The sequence below is a fragment of the Aggregicoccus sp. 17bor-14 genome (assembly GCF_009659535.1).
Taxonomy (GTDB): Bacteria; Myxococcota; Myxococcia; order Myxococcales; family Myxococcaceae; genus Aggregicoccus.
On sequence record NZ_VJZZ01000002.1, the window covers coordinates 521,967 to 537,076 of the forward strand.

At 74.1% G+C, this 15,110-nt stretch carries 15 protein-coding genes; 8 read left to right on the forward strand and 7 right to left on the reverse strand.

The annotated features are described in order from the left end of the window. The first annotated feature begins 157 nt into the window (after window positions 1–157). Entirely contained in the window at window positions 158–2,326 is a 2,169-nt protein-coding gene (locus tag FGE12_RS06120) for a chloride channel protein (RefSeq protein WP_153865363.1), read from the forward strand. Here FGE12_RS06120 and FGE12_RS06125 read toward each other — a convergent pair. Then, a complete protein-coding gene (locus FGE12_RS06125) occupies window positions 2,323–3,537 on the reverse strand; it encodes a cysteine desulfurase-like protein (protein WP_153865365.1) in 1,215 nt (404 codons plus the stop codon). The genes FGE12_RS06120 and FGE12_RS06125 overlap by 4 nt on opposite strands. 54 nt (window positions 3,538–3,591) lie before the next feature. On the opposite strand from FGE12_RS06125, the gene FGE12_RS06130 reads away from it, so the two are divergent. Beyond that, complete coding sequence (locus FGE12_RS06130; protein ID WP_153865367.1) at window positions 3,592–4,089, forward strand: ATP-binding protein; 498 nt, start codon at window positions 3,592–3,594, stop codon at window positions 4,087–4,089. 6 nt (window positions 4,090–4,095) lie between these two features. On the opposite strand, the gene FGE12_RS06135 is transcribed toward FGE12_RS06130, so the two are convergent. Continuing rightward, the gene (locus FGE12_RS06135; protein WP_153865369.1) at window positions 4,096–5,577 is read right to left on the reverse strand and encodes a DUF4403 family protein; all 1,482 of its coding nucleotides are present in this window, start codon (window positions 5,575–5,577) and stop codon (window positions 4,096–4,098) included. A 71-nt stretch (window positions 5,578–5,648) separates the two neighbouring features. Here FGE12_RS06135 and FGE12_RS06140 point away from each other — a divergent pair, with 71 nt between their 5' ends. Together FGE12_RS06140 and FGE12_RS06145 are read left to right on the forward strand one after the other, a co-directional pair. Next, the gene (locus FGE12_RS06140) at window positions 5,649–6,083 is read left to right on the forward strand and encodes a MarR family winged helix-turn-helix transcriptional regulator (protein WP_153865371.1); all 435 of its coding nucleotides are present in this window, start codon (window positions 5,649–5,651) and stop codon (window positions 6,081–6,083) included. Next, window positions 6,080–6,493: an organic hydroperoxide resistance protein gene (locus FGE12_RS06145; protein WP_153865373.1), complete on the forward strand. Its 414-nt coding sequence runs from the start codon at window positions 6,080–6,082 to the stop codon at window positions 6,491–6,493. Before FGE12_RS06140 ends, FGE12_RS06145 begins: the two co-directional genes overlap by 4 nt. A 19-nt stretch (window positions 6,494–6,512) precedes the next feature. On the opposite strand, the gene FGE12_RS06150 is transcribed toward FGE12_RS06145, so the two are convergent. Together FGE12_RS06150 and FGE12_RS06155 are read right to left on the reverse strand one after the other, a co-directional pair. Continuing rightward, entirely contained in the window at window positions 6,513–7,406 is an 894-nt protein-coding gene (locus tag FGE12_RS06150; RefSeq protein WP_153865375.1) for an aldo/keto reductase, read from the reverse strand. A 65-nt stretch (window positions 7,407–7,471) separates the two neighbouring features. Next, the gene (locus FGE12_RS06155) at window positions 7,472–8,548 is read right to left on the reverse strand and encodes a class I SAM-dependent methyltransferase (protein ID WP_194797628.1); all 1,077 of its coding nucleotides are present in this window, start codon (window positions 8,546–8,548) and stop codon (window positions 7,472–7,474) included. A gap of 176 nt (window positions 8,549–8,724) precedes the next feature. On the opposite strand from FGE12_RS06155, the gene FGE12_RS06160 reads away from it, so the two are divergent. Together FGE12_RS06160 and FGE12_RS06165 are read left to right on the forward strand one after the other, a co-directional pair. Further along, complete coding sequence (locus tag FGE12_RS06160) at window positions 8,725–9,993, forward strand: inner membrane CreD family protein (protein WP_153865377.1); 1,269 nt, start codon at window positions 8,725–8,727, stop codon at window positions 9,991–9,993. 60 nt (window positions 9,994–10,053) lie between these two features. Continuing rightward, a complete protein-coding gene (locus FGE12_RS06165; RefSeq protein ID WP_153865379.1) occupies window positions 10,054–10,539 on the forward strand; it encodes a DUF3574 domain-containing protein in 486 nt (161 codons plus the stop codon). An 8-nt stretch (window positions 10,540–10,547) separates the two neighbouring features. On the opposite strand, the gene FGE12_RS06170 is transcribed toward FGE12_RS06165, so the two are convergent. The 3 genes from FGE12_RS06170 to FGE12_RS06180 are packed head-to-tail and all read right to left on the reverse strand — an operon-like array spanning window position 10,548 to window position 13,215. Further along, entirely contained in the window at window positions 10,548–11,366 is an 819-nt protein-coding gene (locus tag FGE12_RS06170; RefSeq protein ID WP_153865381.1) for a YoaK family protein, read from the reverse strand. Between the two features lie 40 nt (window positions 11,367–11,406). After that, complete coding sequence (locus FGE12_RS06175) at window positions 11,407–11,751, reverse strand: histidine triad nucleotide-binding protein (RefSeq protein WP_153865383.1); 345 nt, start codon at window positions 11,749–11,751, stop codon at window positions 11,407–11,409. A 21-nt stretch (window positions 11,752–11,772) separates the two neighbouring features. Then, window positions 11,773–13,215 (reverse strand): hypothetical protein, encoded by a 1,443-nt coding sequence (locus FGE12_RS06180; RefSeq protein ID WP_153865385.1) that lies wholly within the window; start codon window positions 13,213–13,215, stop codon window positions 11,773–11,775. Window positions 13,216–13,263: 48 nt separating this feature from the next. Between FGE12_RS06180 and hprK the strand changes: the two genes are divergently transcribed. Next, window positions 13,264–14,226: an HPr(Ser) kinase/phosphatase gene (gene hprK / locus FGE12_RS06185; RefSeq protein ID WP_153865387.1), complete on the forward strand. Its 963-nt coding sequence runs from the start codon at window positions 13,264–13,266 to the stop codon at window positions 14,224–14,226. Next, window positions 14,226–15,089 (forward strand): RNase adapter RapZ, encoded by an 864-nt coding sequence (gene rapZ / locus FGE12_RS06190; RefSeq protein ID WP_194797629.1) that lies wholly within the window; start codon window positions 14,226–14,228, stop codon window positions 15,087–15,089. Before hprK ends, rapZ begins: the two co-directional genes overlap by 1 nt. The last annotated feature ends 21 nt before the right edge of the window (window positions 15,090–15,110 follow it).

Genomic DNA, 15,110 nt, shown 5'->3' on the forward strand with positions numbered 1-15,110 from the left:
GCTCCTGGGGAAAGGCTGCCCAGAAAGGTAGGAATGGCGGCGCGGCTGTCAGGGAGCGGGGGAGGGCTCGGCCGCCCGGCTGCTCCCACCTCCGTGCAGGTGCTCGACACAAACCGTGCTCCCCGCCCCGGGAAATGACACTGTTGGGACACCAAGCATGTCCGCTCCGCCCAAGCCTCCCCCCCTGCAGCGCGTGCACCTCGCGCTGCGCACCCTGCCCCCCCGCCTCGAGCGCGCCGTGGAGGCGCTGCCCCCGCGCCTGCAGCGCCTGGTGGACGCGCTGCTCGCGGCGACCAACCGCGTGCACCTGCCCAGCGCCTCGGTGCTGCCCTTCGCGGGGGCGGTGGTGGGGGTGTACAGCGGGCTCGCGGCGGGCATCTTCGCGAACCTCATCGGCCTGGTGAGCGGGATGGCCTTCGGCTTCCCGCACGTCATCGACCTCTTCCGCAAGCGCAGCGACACGCGCCTCTTCCTCGCCGAGGCGCTCGCCGGGGCGCACTGGCACTTCGAGTACATCGTGGTGGCGCTGCCGCTGGCGCTGGGCGGGCTCGCGCTCGCGCGGCTCATCTCGCCGGGCGGCCCGCGCGACGTGGTGCGCCGCCGCCTGCGCGTGCTCGCGCTGCTCACGCTGGGCGCGCTCGCGCTCTACTACCCGCTGGTGGCGCTCGCGGCGGTGAACACCGTGCTCGGGCGCACGCACAACCTGGGCGCCTTCCTCAAGTACGTGCCCTGGTTCCTGGTGCTGCTCGCGCCCACGCTGGGCGGCATGGTGGTGGGGCGCATCCTGCGCAACCACCCCGAGGCGCACGGGCACGGGGTGCCCGAGGTGGTGCGCGCGGTGGAGCGCGAGGGCGCGGGGCTGCCGGCGCACGAGGGCCTGCGCAAGCTCGTCGCCTCGGCGGTCACCATCGGCTCGGGCGGCAGCGCGGGGCGCGAGGGGCCCATCGTGTTCGGCGGCGCGGCCTTCGGCTCCGAGGTGGGGCGCACGCTGGGCTTCAGCCGGCGCGACCTCTCCATCCTGCTCGCCTGCGGCGCGGGGGCGGGCATCGCGGCGTCCTTCAACGCGCCCATCGCGGGCGCGCTGTTCGCGATGGAGATCCTGCTGCGCGAGATCCGCCTCCAGGTCTTCAGCCCCATCATCCTCGCCAGCGTCACCGCCACCATGGTGGGCCGCGGCGTGATGGGCAGCGCGCCGATGCTCGCGCGCGTGAACTACAGCATGGTGAGCGGCTGGGAGATCCTCGCCTACGGCCTGCTGGGCGTGGTGTGCGGCCTGCTCGCCTTCCTCTTCCTCGAGGCGCTGCACGCGGTGGAGGCGCTGTTCCAGGGCAAGGGCAAGAGCCGGCTCTCGCAGCTGCTCGGAAAGCGCGGCCTCCCCTTCCGCGCGGGGCTGGGCGGCCTGCTCGCCGGCGCGCTCGCGCTGGTGCACCCGGCGGTGTGGGGCACGGGCCACGAGTACGCGAACGAGGCGGCGGTGGGGAAGCTCACGCTCGGGGTGCTCGCGCTCGGCTGCGTGGCGAAGCTGCTGGCCACGGCGCTGACCATCGGCTCGGGCGGCTCGGGCGGCACCTTCTTCCCGGCCACCGTCATCGGCGCGCTCGGCGGCGGCGCGCTGGGCGAGGCGCTGCACCGGCTGCTACCCGGAGTCACGGCTCCCAGCGGCGCCTACGCGATGGTGGGCATGGGCGGCACGGTGGCGGCGATGACGCGCGGGCCGCTCACCGGGATGATGATGATCTACGAGCTGAGCGGGAACTACGCGATCATCCTCCCGCTGATGGTGACCTGCACCATCGCGAGCTTCCTCTGCCACGCGCTCGCCGAGCGCCGCGCCGCGCAGCACGCGCCGGCGGAGCGCCCGCGGCGCCAGGTGCCGGTGGGCACGGGCAACCTCATCGCCTGGACGGGGGCGCTCGCGCCGGACGTGCCCGCGCTGCAGGTGCGCGAGCGGCTGCTGGCCTCGCCCTCGGGGGCGCTGCCCGTGCGCGGCGTGGACGGCGCCGTGGCGGGCGTCATCGCCGCGAGCGCCCTGGGCGCGCGCTGGCGGCTCGTGGGCGGAGAGTCCACCGCGGCCGCGCTCGCCGAGCCGGCCACCCCGCTGGGGCCGGCCACGCGCGTCGCCGATGCGCTGGAGGCGATGGACGCCCAGGACGTGGACGCGCTGCCGGTGGTGGACGGGGAGGGGGGCCGGGTGGGCGTGGTCACCCGCGGCGTGCTGCGCCGCTTCCTCGAGCAGGCCCCCGCGGCGCAGCCTCACGGCGCGCCGCCGGCCGCGCCTCCTCCCGCGCCGGAAGAGCCCTTCGCGCCGACCGAGATGCGCAGCTAGGCCGCGCGCATCCGCTCGAGCGCGCGGGCGAGCGCGTCCACCTCGTCCAGCGTGTTGTAGTGCAGCAGCGAGGCGCGCACGGCGCCGTCCGGCATCCGCCCCAGCGCCTGCATCGCGAGCGTGGCGTAGTAGTGGCCCGCGGCCACGCCGATCTCCTCCTGCGCGAGCCGCTCGGCCACCTGGCGCGGGGTGAGTCCCTGCACGTTGAAGCAGAAGGTGGCGGCGCGCCCCTCGGGAGTCCGCAGGCCGTACAGCGTCACGTGCGGCAGGGCCTGGAGGCGCTCGAGGCCCGCCTCCAGCAGCGGGCGCTCCAGGCTCTCGATGTGCCCGTACGCGCGCTGCAGCCCCTCGCGCCCCGGCAGGCCGTCGCCGAGCACCTCGCGCAGGTAGCGCAGGGAGCCCAGCCACCCGGCGAGGGCCTCGTGGCTCGCGGTGCCCGGCTCGAACTTCTGCGGGCTGTCGTCCGGGACGAACCACAGCTTGTCCGCGGGCAGCCCCGCGAGCAGCCCCTCGCGCACGTAGAGGCAGCCCAGGTGCGGGCCGAAGACCTTGTAGGGCGAGAAGAGGGCGAAGTCCGCGCCCCAGGCCTTCACGTGGGGCAGGTGGTGGGGGCTCGAGTGCACGGCGTCCACGATCAGCCAGGCCCCGGCCTCCCGCGCGAGCGCGCCCGCGGCCGCCACGTCCGGCGTCGTCCCCACCGAGTTCGCGGCGGCCGTCACCGCGACGAGCCGCGTGCGCTCGGAGAGCAGCGGCCGCAGGTCCGCCGGATCCAGGCGCCCCTCGGGCCAGCGCGCGCGCCAGGTGCGCACCTGCACCCCTTGCGCCTCGAGCGCCCGCCACGGGCTCGCGTTCGCCTCGTGCTCGAGCTCGCTCACCACCACCTCGTCCCCTGCGCGGAAGAGCCGCGAGAAGGCGCGCGCGAGCTGGAAGGAGAGCGCGGTGGCGCTGGTGCCCAGCATCACCTCCTCGGGCGTGCAGCCCAGGAAGGCGGCCGTCTCGGCGCGCGCCCGGGCCTTCACCTCGGTGGCGCGGCGCGAGGCGGGGTAGGGCATCCCCACGTTGCAGCTGCCCGCCGTGAGGAAGTCCGCAATCGCCTGGATGCAGTGCGTGGGCACCTGCGCCCCGGCGGCGTTGTCCAGGTAGCGGAAGCCCGAGCGCAGGGCCGGGAAGTGCGAGCGCACGGAGGCGGGGCTGGGAGGGGAGGAGCGCATGGTGCGCGCGAGCATAGCGCCGCAGGAGACGCGCGGGCCGGGTAGCATCCCCCCATGGCTCAGCAGGCGATGCTGCACTTCATCTGTGGGAAGGCGGGCTCGGGGAAGACCTCGCTCGCCCGGGCGCTCGCGGCGCGCGAGCGCGGGGTGTTCTTCTGCGAGGACGCGTGGCTCGCGCGGCTCGGGGCCCCCATCGCCTCGGTGCAGGACTACGTGGCGGCGGCGGCCCGGGTGCGCAGCATGATGGAGCCCGTCATCGCCCAGCTGCTCGCGCTGGGCGTGCCGGTGGTGCTGGACTTCGCGGGCAACACGCCGCGCGAGCGCGCCTGGGTGCGCTCGCTCTTCGAGCGCGCGGGAGCCGCACACACCCTGCACCTGCTCGAGCTGGACGACGAGACGTGCTGGGCCCGCATCGCGCAGCGCAACGCCGAGCGCCCCGAGGGGCTCTTCTTCGGCGAGGTGTCGCGCGCGCTCTTCGACGCCGTCACCCGCCACTTCGCTCCGCCCACGCCCGAGGAGGGCTTCACCCTCGAGCGCCATCCCCAGGGCTGAGGGGCCTCACTGCCCCGCGCGCGGGCGCAGCAGCGCGGCCGAGTCCACGTGCAGCGCGAGCCGCCCCAGCGCCTGCCCGCGCACGACGAAGCCGTCGCCCTCCGCGTACACGCCCAGCGGGGTGAAGGCCTCCACGTGCCCCTCGAGCCGCAGGCCCGGGGCGAGCTCGCGCTGCAGCCCGGCCTCGGCGAGGCCGCGCAGGCGCTCGAGCTGCGCGCGCACGGGGAAGCGCGCGTTCTGCGCGAGCAGCTCGCGCAGCGTCTCGTGCCCCCAGCGCTCGGCGTAGCGCGCGAGCGCGTACTCGGTGCCCAGCGCGTACTCCACGTCCTCGAGCACCAGCGCGCCGCTCGCCGCGTCGTAGCGCGGGCGCGCCGTGAGGTACACGTCCCCCTCCAGGCGGCGCAGGCCGAGCAGCCCGGTGTGCAGCGTCACGTGCACGCGCAGGAGCGCCCCGCCGCCGCTGCCCTCCACCCCGACGTCGTCGATCTTCAGCCGGTGCCCCTGCAGAGAGAGCGCGCGGCCCCGCAGCTGCTCGCGCAGCCGCGCCCCCAGCTCCGCGAAGCCGATGCGCGCGTCCAGCGCGAGCTGCGCCGGAGCGTCGTCGCCGTCCGCGGGCAGCAGCGGGGGCAGGGGCTGGGGCTCGACCTCGGGCGCGCGCCCCACCGAGAGCAGCGGGCGCACGCGCACCCGCAGCGTGGCGGAGACGCGGAGCCCCTCGCCGTGGGGCGGCGTCACCTGCACCGCGCTGGGGCGCAGCGCGAGCCACACCCCGCTGCCCAGCGCGAGCGGCCGCTGCAGCTGCTGCCACACGGGCGTCACCCGCGGGCGCAGCTGGGTGAGCTGGGGCACGCGCGCATCCAGCTGCGCGAGCGCCGCGTCCAGGCGCGGGGTGAGCGCGGCGCGCAGCCGCTCCGTCACGTCGTAGCGCAGGAAGGTCACGCGGCAGGGGGAGGGGAAGTCGAGCGTGTAGCCGCTCTTCGCGCGCAGGTGCCAGTCGCGGGACCACGAGAGCCCGGAGCGCAGCGCGAGCGAGAGCGTGGGCGACTCGCCGCTCGCGCCGCAGCTGGCCACCTCCGGGCACAGGGTGCGGCTCACCCGCAGGCAGGCGCGCGCGAGGTAGCGCGCCCCGAAGCGGGCATGCAGCTCCGCGCCCTGCACCTCCACCTGGAAGGGCGCGCGCTCGACGCGGTACTTGAGCCCCACCCGGCCGTTGGCCACCGGCGTCCACGCCTCCGTCTCGTCCACCACCCGGGGCACCTGCTGCTCGAGCGCCGCGAGCGCGCCCTTCAGGTCCAGCTCCACCGGCAGCGCCACCACCGACTCGGGCAGCTCGGGCGGCGGGGGGCTCGGGCGCAGCGCGGGCCGCGGCACCTCCAGATGCTCGGTGCAGCCGCCGCGCCCCAGCAGCCCCAGCGCGCCCCCGAGGAGCAGCAGCGTCAGCACCCCCCAGGGCAGCCACCTGCGCGCGCGTGAGTGTCGAGCCGCCATTCCCCTCCTTCTACCCCAGGCCGCGTGCAGATTCAGTTGCGCGCAATCGAATTGCGAGCAATATACATCCCATGGACCCGCTGCTCCTCGAGCACCAGCTGTGCTTCGCGCTCTACGCCGCCACGCGGGCGATGACGCAGGCGTACGCGCCGCTGCTCGAGCCGCTGGGGCTGACCTATCCGCAGTATCTGGTCATGCTGCTGCTCTGGGAGGAGGACGGTCTGGCCGTGCGCCAGCTCGGCGAGCGGCTGGAGCTGGACTCCGGCACCCTCACCCCGCTGCTCAAGCGCCTGGAGGCCGCGGGCCTCTTGCGCCGCGCGCGCGACCGCGCGGACGAGCGCGTGGTGCGCATCCACCTCACGGCCGCGGGCCGTAGCCTCAAGGCGCGCGCGCGGGGCATCCCGCGCGCCGTGGCCTGCAGCGCAGGCCTGCAGGCGGGCGAGCTCACCCGCCTGCGCACCGAGCTCCGTCGTCTCACCCACACCCTGAAGGAGAATCGCCCATGACCCCCCTGTACACCGCCACCGCCACCTCCGAGGGAGGCCGCGCCGGCCGCGTGAAGAGTGACGAAGGCACGCTCGACTTCCAGCTCGCCGTGCCCAAGGGGCTGGGCGGGCCGGGCGGCGCGGGCACCAACCCCGAGCAGCTCTTCGCCGCCGGCTACTCGGCCTGCTTCGCCGGCGCGCTCGGGCTGGTGGCGCGCACCCAGGGCGTGAACCCCGGGCCGCACACCATCACCGCGAAGGTCTCCATCGGCAAGGACGCCACCAGCTACGGCATCGCCGTGGAGCTGCACGGCAAGTTCGCCGAGCTGCCGCGCGAGAAGGCCCAGGCGCTGATGGAGGCCGCGCACCAGGTGTGCCCCTACTCCAAGGCCACCCGCGGCAACATCGACGTGAAGCTCCTCGTCGATTGAGCCGGCTGAGCCGCCTGCGCTAGGCGCTCTCCTTCCAGGCCTCGAGCCCCTGCGCGTCGAGCGCCTGGAAGTCCGCGTCGCTCAGGCGGATGCGGGCCGCGGCCGTGTTCTCCTCCAGGTGCTTCACCTTCCCGGTGCCCGGGATGGGGAGCATCACGGGGCTGCGGCGCAGCACCCACGCGAGCGCCACCTGCGAGAGGCTCGCCCCCAGGCGCTTCGCGAGCGTGTCCAGGAGGCTGTTGGGCGTCGCGAGGCCGCCGGCGGCGAGCGGGTACCAGGGGATGAAGCCGATGCCGTGCTGCTCGCAGTAGCGCAGCACCTCCTCGCTCCCGCGCTCCACCAGGTTGTAGCGGTTCTGCACCGTGGCCACGCGGAAGTGGCGGCCGGCCGCCTGCACCTCCTCCACGCTCACCTCGCTCAGGCCCACGTGCTGGATGAGCCCCTCCTTCTGCATCTCGGCGATGGCGCCGAACTGCTCGTCGCGCGGCACCTTCGGGTCGATGCGGTGCAGCTGCCACAGCGCGAGGCGCTCCTGCTTCAGCCGCCGCAGGCTCATCATCACCTGCTGGCGCAGGTACTCGGGGCGCCCCAGCGGGCGCCAGATGTCCGGCCCGTGCCGGGTGAGGCCGCCCTTGGTGGCCACCACGAGGCCGCGCGCGTACGGGGCGAGCTCCTCGCCGATGAGCCGCTCGCTCACGTCCGGGCCGTAGCTGTCCGCGGTGTCGATGAAGGTGATGCCCAGCTCGGGCAGCCGGCGCAGCACGCGGCGCGCCTCGGCCACGTCCGCGGGCTCGCCCCAGATGCCCTTGCCGGTGATGCGCATCGCGCCGAAGCCGAGCCGCACCACCTCCAGGTCTCCGCCAATCTTGAACGTGCCGCTCGCCACAGCGCTGCCTGCGCTCGTTGGGCTCATTTGGGTGTACCTCCGGGTGAAGGGGGGGTGAGAGCCCCTGCACTAATCACCGTGGGGCGGGTGCGCTAGGCCGGAACGAGGCAGTAGAGCGTGGTCACCTCGCGCGAGCGCGCGGCGTGCAGGGGGTCCGAGGTGTCCTTCGCCTTGCCGTGGCGCGCGGGGGTGGAGCGCTTCCACTTCACCTTCAAGCCCGCCTCCCGCAGCTGCGCCTCGAGCCAGCCCTCCGCGCGCAGTCCGAGCAGCACGGCCAGGTCCGAGAGGACGAGCAGCCCCTCTCCGCCGGGGGTGAGGTGCGCCGGCAGCTCCGCGAGGAAGCGGCGCAGGAAGGCGCTGTCCTCGTCGAACACGGCGCGGTCCACGCGGTTCTTCGGGGGCTCGGGGATCCACGGCGGGTTGCTGATGACCAGGTCCGCACGGCCCTCGGGGAACAGGTCCGCCTGCGCCACGCTGAAGCGCTCGGCGAGCCCGAGCCGCTCGGCGTTCTCCCGCGCGCAGGCGACCGCGCGCTCATCCACGTCGGTGGCCTGCACCGAGTGCGCGCCGTGCTGCAGGAGCAGGAAGGAGAGCACGCCGGTGCCGGTGCCCACGTCGAACACGCGCCGGCCCTCCACGCCGGGCAGGCGCAAGAGCAATTCCACGTAGTCCGTGCGGGTGGGCAGGTACACGCCGTAGTGCGGGTGCAGGCGCCCGGCGAGCCCCGGCACCTCGAGCCCCTTGCGGCGCCACTCCGCCGCGCCCAGCATGCCGAGCAGCTGCTTGAGGGGCACGCGCGTCGTCTCGGCGGTGGGCTCGCCCCAGGTCCAGCGGCAGGCCTGGGACACGTCCGGTGCGCGGGCGAGCGAGAGCCGGTAGTCGCGGTCCAGCTCCACCACCAGGTGCGAGAGCACCTCGTGCTCGAGCTGGCGCGCGCGGCGCTCGGCGCGGAAGGCCTCGAGGGGGCTCTTGACCGCGGGCGTGCGCGGGAGCCTGCGCGCGAGCGCCCCCAGCAGCTGCTTCGCGTTGTGGAAGTCCCCCGTGTACAGCAGGTACTCGCCGCGCCGCAGCCGCTTGAGGGCCGCGTCCGCGCTGAGTCGATCGTCCACGGGGCTGAGCCGCGCGGGGGCGGGCGCGTCGCTCTCGGAGTGCCAGGTGAGGGAGTCCACGGAGGGCACCCTACACGCCGGGGCGCGCGCGCGGGGGCCCGCGTGTGGGCCTTCCGGGACAGAATGTCCGCGCAGGTGGCCGCAGGGCCGCGCTTCGGGCGCGGCCGTGCAGCCGCAGGGCAGGGGCCCTCCAGGGGAGCGGGGCGCTGGCACGCGGCCTGCTCTGGCGCCGGCCCATGCGAAACCTCCTGGCCATCGGCTTCATCTGGGTGGGCTGCGCGCTCGCGTGGACCATCCTCGGCTCCACGCTCGTCGCGCGCTCGGGCGAGTCCTCCTCGGAGCTGCTCGGGGAGGTCCATGCGCTGTGGGGCAGCCCCATGGTGCAGGAGCCTCCCACGGCGCTCTACCGCGAGAAGCGCACGGTGACCGAGACCGTGAGCGTGAACGACGCGCAGGGCCTGCCGCACGTGCAGACGGTGCAGCGCGAGGAGGAGGTGCCGCGCGCGGCGGCGCTGGAGCGCAGCAGCCTGGAGGCCTCGCTCTCGCTCGAGCAGCGGCGCAAGGGACTGCTGTGGTTCCCCACCTACGCGGTGGACTTCCGCGGCCAGTACGTCTTCGTGAACCCGGATGCGCAGCCGCAGGAGCTGGAGTTCAGCTTCCCGCTCCAGAAGGACAGCGTGGGCTACGACGGCTTCGCGGTGCACGATGCCGCGGGCGCACTGGTGCCCACGAGCATCGCGGACGGGACGGCGCGCTGGCGCGCACGGGTGGGGCCGGGCGAGCGCACCTCGTTCTCGGTGGGCTACCGCTCGCGCGGCACCGAGCGCTGGGAGTACGCGCTCACGGAGGGCACCGGCCAGGTGCGCCACTTCTCGCTGCTGCTGCGCACGGACGATGCGCGCGTGGACTTCCCCGTGGGCTCGCTCTCGCCCTCGCGCCACGCGGCCACGGGGCGCGGCTGGGAGGGAGAGTGGGAGTTCGAGAGCCTGGTGTCCTCGGCCCGCGTGGGCGTGGCGCTCCCGGGGCGGCTCAACCCGGGCCCGCTCGCCGCGCGCATCACCTTCTTCGCGCCGGTGGGGCTGCTGTTCTTCTTCTTCGTGGTGGGGATCCTCGCCACCGTGCAGGGCCAGCGCCTGCACCCGGCGAACTACTTCCTCTTCGGCTGCGCCTTCTTCGCCTTCCACCTGCTCTTCGCGTACCTGGTGGACCACCTGCCCATCGCCCCCGCCTTCACGCTCGCGGCGGTGGTGAGCGTGGCGCTCGCCACCACCTACGCGCGGCTCTTCGTGGGCTGGCGCTTCGCGCTGCGCGAGCTGGGAGGCGCGCAGCTCGTGTACCTGGTGCTCTTCAGCCTCACCTTCATGTGGGAGGGCTTCACCGGGCTCGCCATCACCGTGGGCGCCATCCTCACGCTCTTCATGGTGATGCAGGTGACGGGGCGCGTGGACTGGCGCCAGCTGGGCCTGCCGCGAGACCCCGTCACGGGCGCGCCCAAGCTGGGCTAGCGCGGCGTCCTTCGGAGCGCTGTCGACGTGCGCGTCCGAGCGGCTACGCTCGCGCGCACCATGTCGCCACGTGCCCTGTGCCTCGCGCTCTCGCTGCTGCTCTCCTCCGCGGTCGTCGGCTGTGCGAGCGGTGCCCGGACGCTGCCAGGAGCGACCGCGGGCGTGGTGGAGCGGCTCTACTTCGGGCGCACCTTCCCGGGCGGCGAGGTCTCGGACGCGGACTGGGCGGCCTTCCTGCGCGACGAGGTCACCCCGCGCTTTCCCGCCGGCCTCACCGCCTGGCCCACGCAGGGGCAGTGGCGCGATACGGCCACCGGCGAGGTCACCCGGGAGCCGGGCTTCGTGCTCGAGCTGCTGCACCCCGCACAGGAGGACGCGGCGCAGAGGGTGGAGGGGCTCTGCGAGGCATACCGCGCCCGCTTCCACCAGAAGGCGGTGCTCTGGATGCGCAGCGAGGTGCAGTGGCGCGAGGTCGCTGCGCCGGCCGTCGCACCACCGGCTGCCACCGTGCCGCAGTCTCGCGGGGCGCCCGCGCTCGTGCCCTAGGCCGGGCCTCAGCGCTGCGCGATGAAGGGCGCCGGGCCGCTCTCCTGCGCCGGCGCCCCCGGCAGCGCAGACACCGTGCCCGGCGCGCCGCGGCGCGGGCGCCAGTCCAGCCCCACCAGCGCGACGAGGAGGCAGCAGGGCGCTCCGAGCGCGAGCGCCCCGTAGCGCGCGTGCAGCAGGGTGCCCGCGACGCAGCCGCCGAGGAAGGAGCCGAGGAGGAAGACGTGCAGCCACGCTCGCTCGAACTCCACCGCGTGCAGCAGGTCGCGCAGCGCGCGCGCGAGCCCCAGCGCGCCGCGTCCGCGCGCGTGGTCGCGCACCCAGGTGCCCATGCGCACCAGCTCGATGCCCAGGTCCGTCACCATCCCCGTCACGTGCGAGGTGCGCACCACCGCGCCGGACACGCGCGTGACGAGCGCGTTCTGCAGGCCCATGGCGAAGCTCAGCCCCCACGCGAGCGCCGGCTCGCGCTCGCCCGGGTGGCGCCAGCAGAGGAACGCCACGCCGCCGAGCATCAGCAGCTCCAGCAGCAGCACCAGCGAGTGCCGCCCGCGCGAGCGGTGGCGCGCGGCGTCCATCAGCAGGCTGGAACTCACCGCGCCGCAGAAGAAGGCGAGCAGCAGCCGCGCCGCGGCCGCCGCGTCCAGCCCGTGGCCCGAGGCCAGCGCCTCGCCCAGCTCGGATACCTTGCCGCTCATGTGCGAGGTGTGCGTGCCCAGCAGGTAGAAGCCGACCGCGTTCACGCTGCCCGCCACGCCCGCCAGCAGCATGGCGAGCAGCGCGTTCTCTCGGCGGGCCTGGGGAGAGCCCTCGCGGTTGAAGAGCATGAGCGCGAGCGAGTCTAGCTCCCCTGGAGCCGGGCCGCGCCTAGCCTGGCGGCCAGGTGAGCGGACGGCCGGCGAGCACGTGCAGGTGGATGTGGAACACCGTCTGCCCCGCGTCGCGGCCCGCGTTCATCACCACCCGGTAGCCCGAGTCCGCGTAGCCGCGCTCCTTCGCCAGCTTCGCCGCCGCGACGTAGAGGTGGCCCGCCAGCTCGCGGTCCCCGGAGGCGATGTCCCCGATGGTGGCGATATGCTTGTTCGGGATGACGAGCACGTGCATCGGCGCCTGGGGATTGATGTCCTCGAAGGCGAGGCAGTGCTCGTCGCGGTAGACGACCTTGGCCGGAATCTGGCCGTCGCGGATGCGGCAGAAGAGGCAGTCGGACATGGGCGGGCAGTGTAGCCCTGCCTAGTCGAGCCGCCAGGAGAAGTGGGCGTCCGCGACGCATCCTGCACGCTGCAGGCGCACGAGGACGAGCGGCCCGTCGCTGGCCAGCACCTGCGCGCCGCCGTCGGAGCCCACTGCCCCGGGCACGGTGATGGCGTAGTTGTAGAGCCCCGCGCCGCGCGGCGGCCCGTCGTGCGGGTAGAGCGGCACCGGGCGGTGCAGGTAGCTGTAGCCGCCGGTCCACGCCAGGTGCGCGACCTCCACCTTGAGCCCGCACAGGTCCGGCGCGTGCCCGGCCCGCTCGAGCAGCCGGTTGATGGGCCCCGCGTCGTCCCAGGCGCTCGCCCGGGGGCGGCTTTCCTCGTACGCGCCCAGGTCCCCGAAGCGGAGCTGCGGGGCGCTCGCCGCCGAGAGCACGCCGACCGCCAGCAGCGCACCCGCTGCGGCTCGGGCGGCGGCGGGGTCCTGCACCTGCGAGAGCAGCGCCTCCAGCCCCACCCCGGCGAGCGCCGCCACGAGCGGGAAGAGCGGCAAGAGGAAGCGCAATTCCTTGTGGGGCTGCAGCGCGTGCACGAGGAAGAAGGCCGCGCTGAGCAGCCAGAGCGCCGGCGCGCGCCGCGCCGCGAGCAGCGCGAGCCCGAGCCCCGCGAGCGTGACGGCGGGCATGGCCTGCAGCAGCACCCGCAGGTAGTAGCCGAAGGGCGAGGTGCCCCAGCGCGCGGCGCCCCCGGCCAGGTTGAAGTCCAGGTACACGCGCGCGGACTGGAACCAGCTCCCCCACGTCAGCCGGTCCAGCAGCCCGTAGAGCAGGGCGCCCACCGCGAGCACCGCCGCGGCCTCGGCCGCCCGGGCCCAGCGCCGGCGCACGAGCAGCACGGCGAGCAGCCCCAGGCACAGCAGCCCGCACTGCAGCCGCAGCAGGGTGGCGAGCGCGAGCAGCGCCGCACCCCCGAGCGTCTGCCGGCGCGTCGCCCCCTCCGGCAGGGCGAGCGCGAGCCCCGCCACCAGGGGCAGCGCCGCGGCGTTCTCGCTCATCGCCCGGTGCGAGAAGTAGAGGGGCACCGCGCCCAGGGCGAGCAGCAGCGCCGCGCTCGCCGCGGCGAGCGCCCCCGCCCCGAGCCTGCGCGCGAGCGCGTACGCCCCGGCGATGCAGCCGGTGCCTGCAAGCGCGAAGGCGCAGCGGGTGAGGCGCAGGTAGCCCCCGGGCTCGGGCAGGTGCAGGGCGCGCGCGAGCTCGAAGAGCCCCGCCACCAGCCCCGGCAGCGCCCAGCTGCGCGCCCCGCGCGCGAACTCCCAGGCCACCAGGCCGTAGCCCCAGACGAGCCGGTGCGCGGGCTCCAGGCTCTGGTGCACCTCGTCCGGCCAGTACAGGCCGTCCTCCGTCAGGGCGAGGTACAGGCGCAGGGCACCCCCGGCCACGAGGCCGAGGAGCAGCAGCAGGAGGGCAGGGGAGGGCCGGCGCATGACGGGAACATTCCAAACGGCCCGGCCGATGATATCCAGTTCCCCGTAATGGCCTCCCTGCGCATCGCCCGGCTCCTCGAGGACCGCGACTACGACCTGAAGCTCACCCTGGTGGCGGGGGAGCGCGGCCTGCAGAAGGTCATCACCTCCCCGCGCATCCAGAAGCCGGGGCTCGCCCTCACCGGCTTCACCGAGCACCTGCACCCCCAGCGCGTGCAGGTGTTCGGCAACACCGAGATCTCCTTCCTGCGCACCCTGCCCGAGCCGCGCCAGCGCGAGGTGCTCTCCACCCTCTTCGCCGGCGACCTCGCCTGCGTGGTGGTGACCAAGAACCTGGAGTTGCCGACCGCGCTCGTGGACGAGTGCGAGCACGCCGGGCTCTCGCTGATGAAGACGCCGCTGCTCAGCAGCACCTTCATCCAGCAGGTGCAGGCCTTCCTCGAGGAGGCCCTCACCGAGACCAGCAGCCTGCACGGCGTGCTGATGGACGTGTTCGGCGTGGGCATCCTGCTGCTGGGCAAGAGCGGCATCGGCAAATCCGAGATCGCCCTGGACCTGGTGATGCGCGGCCACCGGCTCGTCGCGGACGACATCGTGGACGTCACCCGGCGCAAGAACGCGGTGCACGGCGCGGGCAACCCCGTCATCAAGCACCACATGGAGATCCGCGGCCTCGGCATCATCAACATCAAGGACCTGTTCGGCGTGGCCGCCGTGCGCGAGACCAAGGCGATCGAGATGGTCATCGAGCTGCACGACTGGGACCCGCACCAGGAGTATGACCGCCTGGGGGTGGAGGACCAGATGTTCAACATCGTGGGGGTGGACATCCCCCTCTCGGTGGTGCCCGTCCGTCCAGGGCGCAACATGACCACCATCATCGAGGTGGCGGCGCGCAACCACCTGCTCAAGTTGCAGGGCCATCACTCGGCGCGCGAGTTCGCCGAGCGCCTCAATCGGGCCATCGCAGAGGGTGCGATGCGCCGCACTCTGGGAGAAGAGGTCGAGTAGTGTCCGCCCCCACCAAGCAGATCGTCGTCATCACCGGCATGTCCGGCTCCGGCAAGAGCACGGCCATCCGTGCGCTGGAGGATGCGGGCTACTTCTGCATCGACAACCTCCCCGTGCTGCTCCTGCCCAAGCTCACCGAGCTGGCGGGAGGAGGCCACATCGAGCGCGTGGCGCTCGTCATCGACGCGCGCGAGAGCGTGTTCCTCCACGAGGCCCCGCGCATCCTCGGGGACGTGAAGCGCGCCGGGCACCAGGTGGACGTGCTCTTCCTGGACGCGAGCGACGAGAGCCTCCTGCGCCGCTTCAGCGAGACGCGCCGCAAGCACCCGCTCGCCCCCGAGGGCAGCGTGATGCAGGGGCTCACCGCCGAGCGCCACCTGCTCAAGGACCTGCGCGAGATGGCCGACCAGGTCATCGACTCGAGCGCGCTCAACGTCCACGACCTCAAGCGCATGGTGCAGGCGCGCTTCAGCCCGAACCCGGACAGCGGGCCCAGCCTCAGCCTCATGTCCTTCGGCTACCGCTACGGCGTGCCCCCGCAGGCGGACCTCGTCCTGGACGTGCGCTTCCTGCCCAACCCCTACTTCATCCCGGAGATGAAGGGGCTGACCGGCAAGAACCCCAAGGTGGCCGCCTACGTGCTGGACCGCGACGAGAGCCAGCAGTTCCTCGCCAAGGTCGAGGACCTCTGCCGCTTCCTCTTCCCGCGCTACCAGAAGGAGGGCAAGGCGTACCTCACGGTGGCGCTCGGGTGCACGGGGGGCAAGCACCGCTCGGTGGCCATCGCGGCCGAGCTCGCGCGAAGGCTCTCGGACACGCACAGCCGCGTTCAGCTGTGGGACCGGGACCTGGGCAAGGAGTAAGGTCCGCCGCCATGATCCAAC

What these genes read in the sequence shown, in the direction of transcription:
- FGE12_RS06120 (WP_153865363.1), top strand. Translation starts at nt 158, where the DNA reads ATGTCCGCTCCGCCCAAGCCTCCCCCCCTGCAGCGCGTGCACCTCGCG.
- FGE12_RS06125 (WP_153865365.1), bottom strand. Translation starts at nt 3,537, where the DNA reads ATGCGCTCCTCCCCTCCCAGCCCCGCCTCCGTGCGCTCGCACTTCCCG.
- FGE12_RS06130 (WP_153865367.1), top strand. Translation starts at nt 3,592, where the DNA reads ATGGCTCAGCAGGCGATGCTGCACTTCATCTGTGGGAAGGCGGGCTCG.
- FGE12_RS06135 (WP_153865369.1), bottom strand. Translation starts at nt 5,577, where the DNA reads ATGGCGGCTCGACACTCACGCGCGCGCAGGTGGCTGCCCTGGGGGGTG.
- FGE12_RS06140 (WP_153865371.1), top strand. Translation starts at nt 5,649, where the DNA reads ATGGACCCGCTGCTCCTCGAGCACCAGCTGTGCTTCGCGCTCTACGCC.
- FGE12_RS06145 (WP_153865373.1), top strand. Translation starts at nt 6,080, where the DNA reads ATGACCCCCCTGTACACCGCCACCGCCACCTCCGAGGGAGGCCGCGCC.
- FGE12_RS06150 (WP_153865375.1), bottom strand. Translation starts at nt 7,406, where the DNA reads ATGAGCCCAACGAGCGCAGGCAGCGCTGTGGCGAGCGGCACGTTCAAG.
- FGE12_RS06160 (WP_153865377.1), top strand. Translation starts at nt 8,725, where the DNA reads ATGCGAAACCTCCTGGCCATCGGCTTCATCTGGGTGGGCTGCGCGCTC.
- FGE12_RS06165 (WP_153865379.1), top strand. Translation starts at nt 10,054, where the DNA reads ATGTCGCCACGTGCCCTGTGCCTCGCGCTCTCGCTGCTGCTCTCCTCC.
- FGE12_RS06170 (WP_153865381.1), bottom strand. Translation starts at nt 11,366, where the DNA reads ATGCTCTTCAACCGCGAGGGCTCTCCCCAGGCCCGCCGAGAGAACGCG.
- FGE12_RS06175 (WP_153865383.1), bottom strand. Translation starts at nt 11,751, where the DNA reads ATGTCCGACTGCCTCTTCTGCCGCATCCGCGACGGCCAGATTCCGGCC.
- FGE12_RS06180 (WP_153865385.1), bottom strand. Translation starts at nt 13,215, where the DNA reads ATGCGCCGGCCCTCCCCTGCCCTCCTGCTGCTGCTCCTCGGCCTCGTG.
- hprK (WP_153865387.1), top strand. Translation starts at nt 13,264, where the DNA reads ATGGCCTCCCTGCGCATCGCCCGGCTCCTCGAGGACCGCGACTACGAC.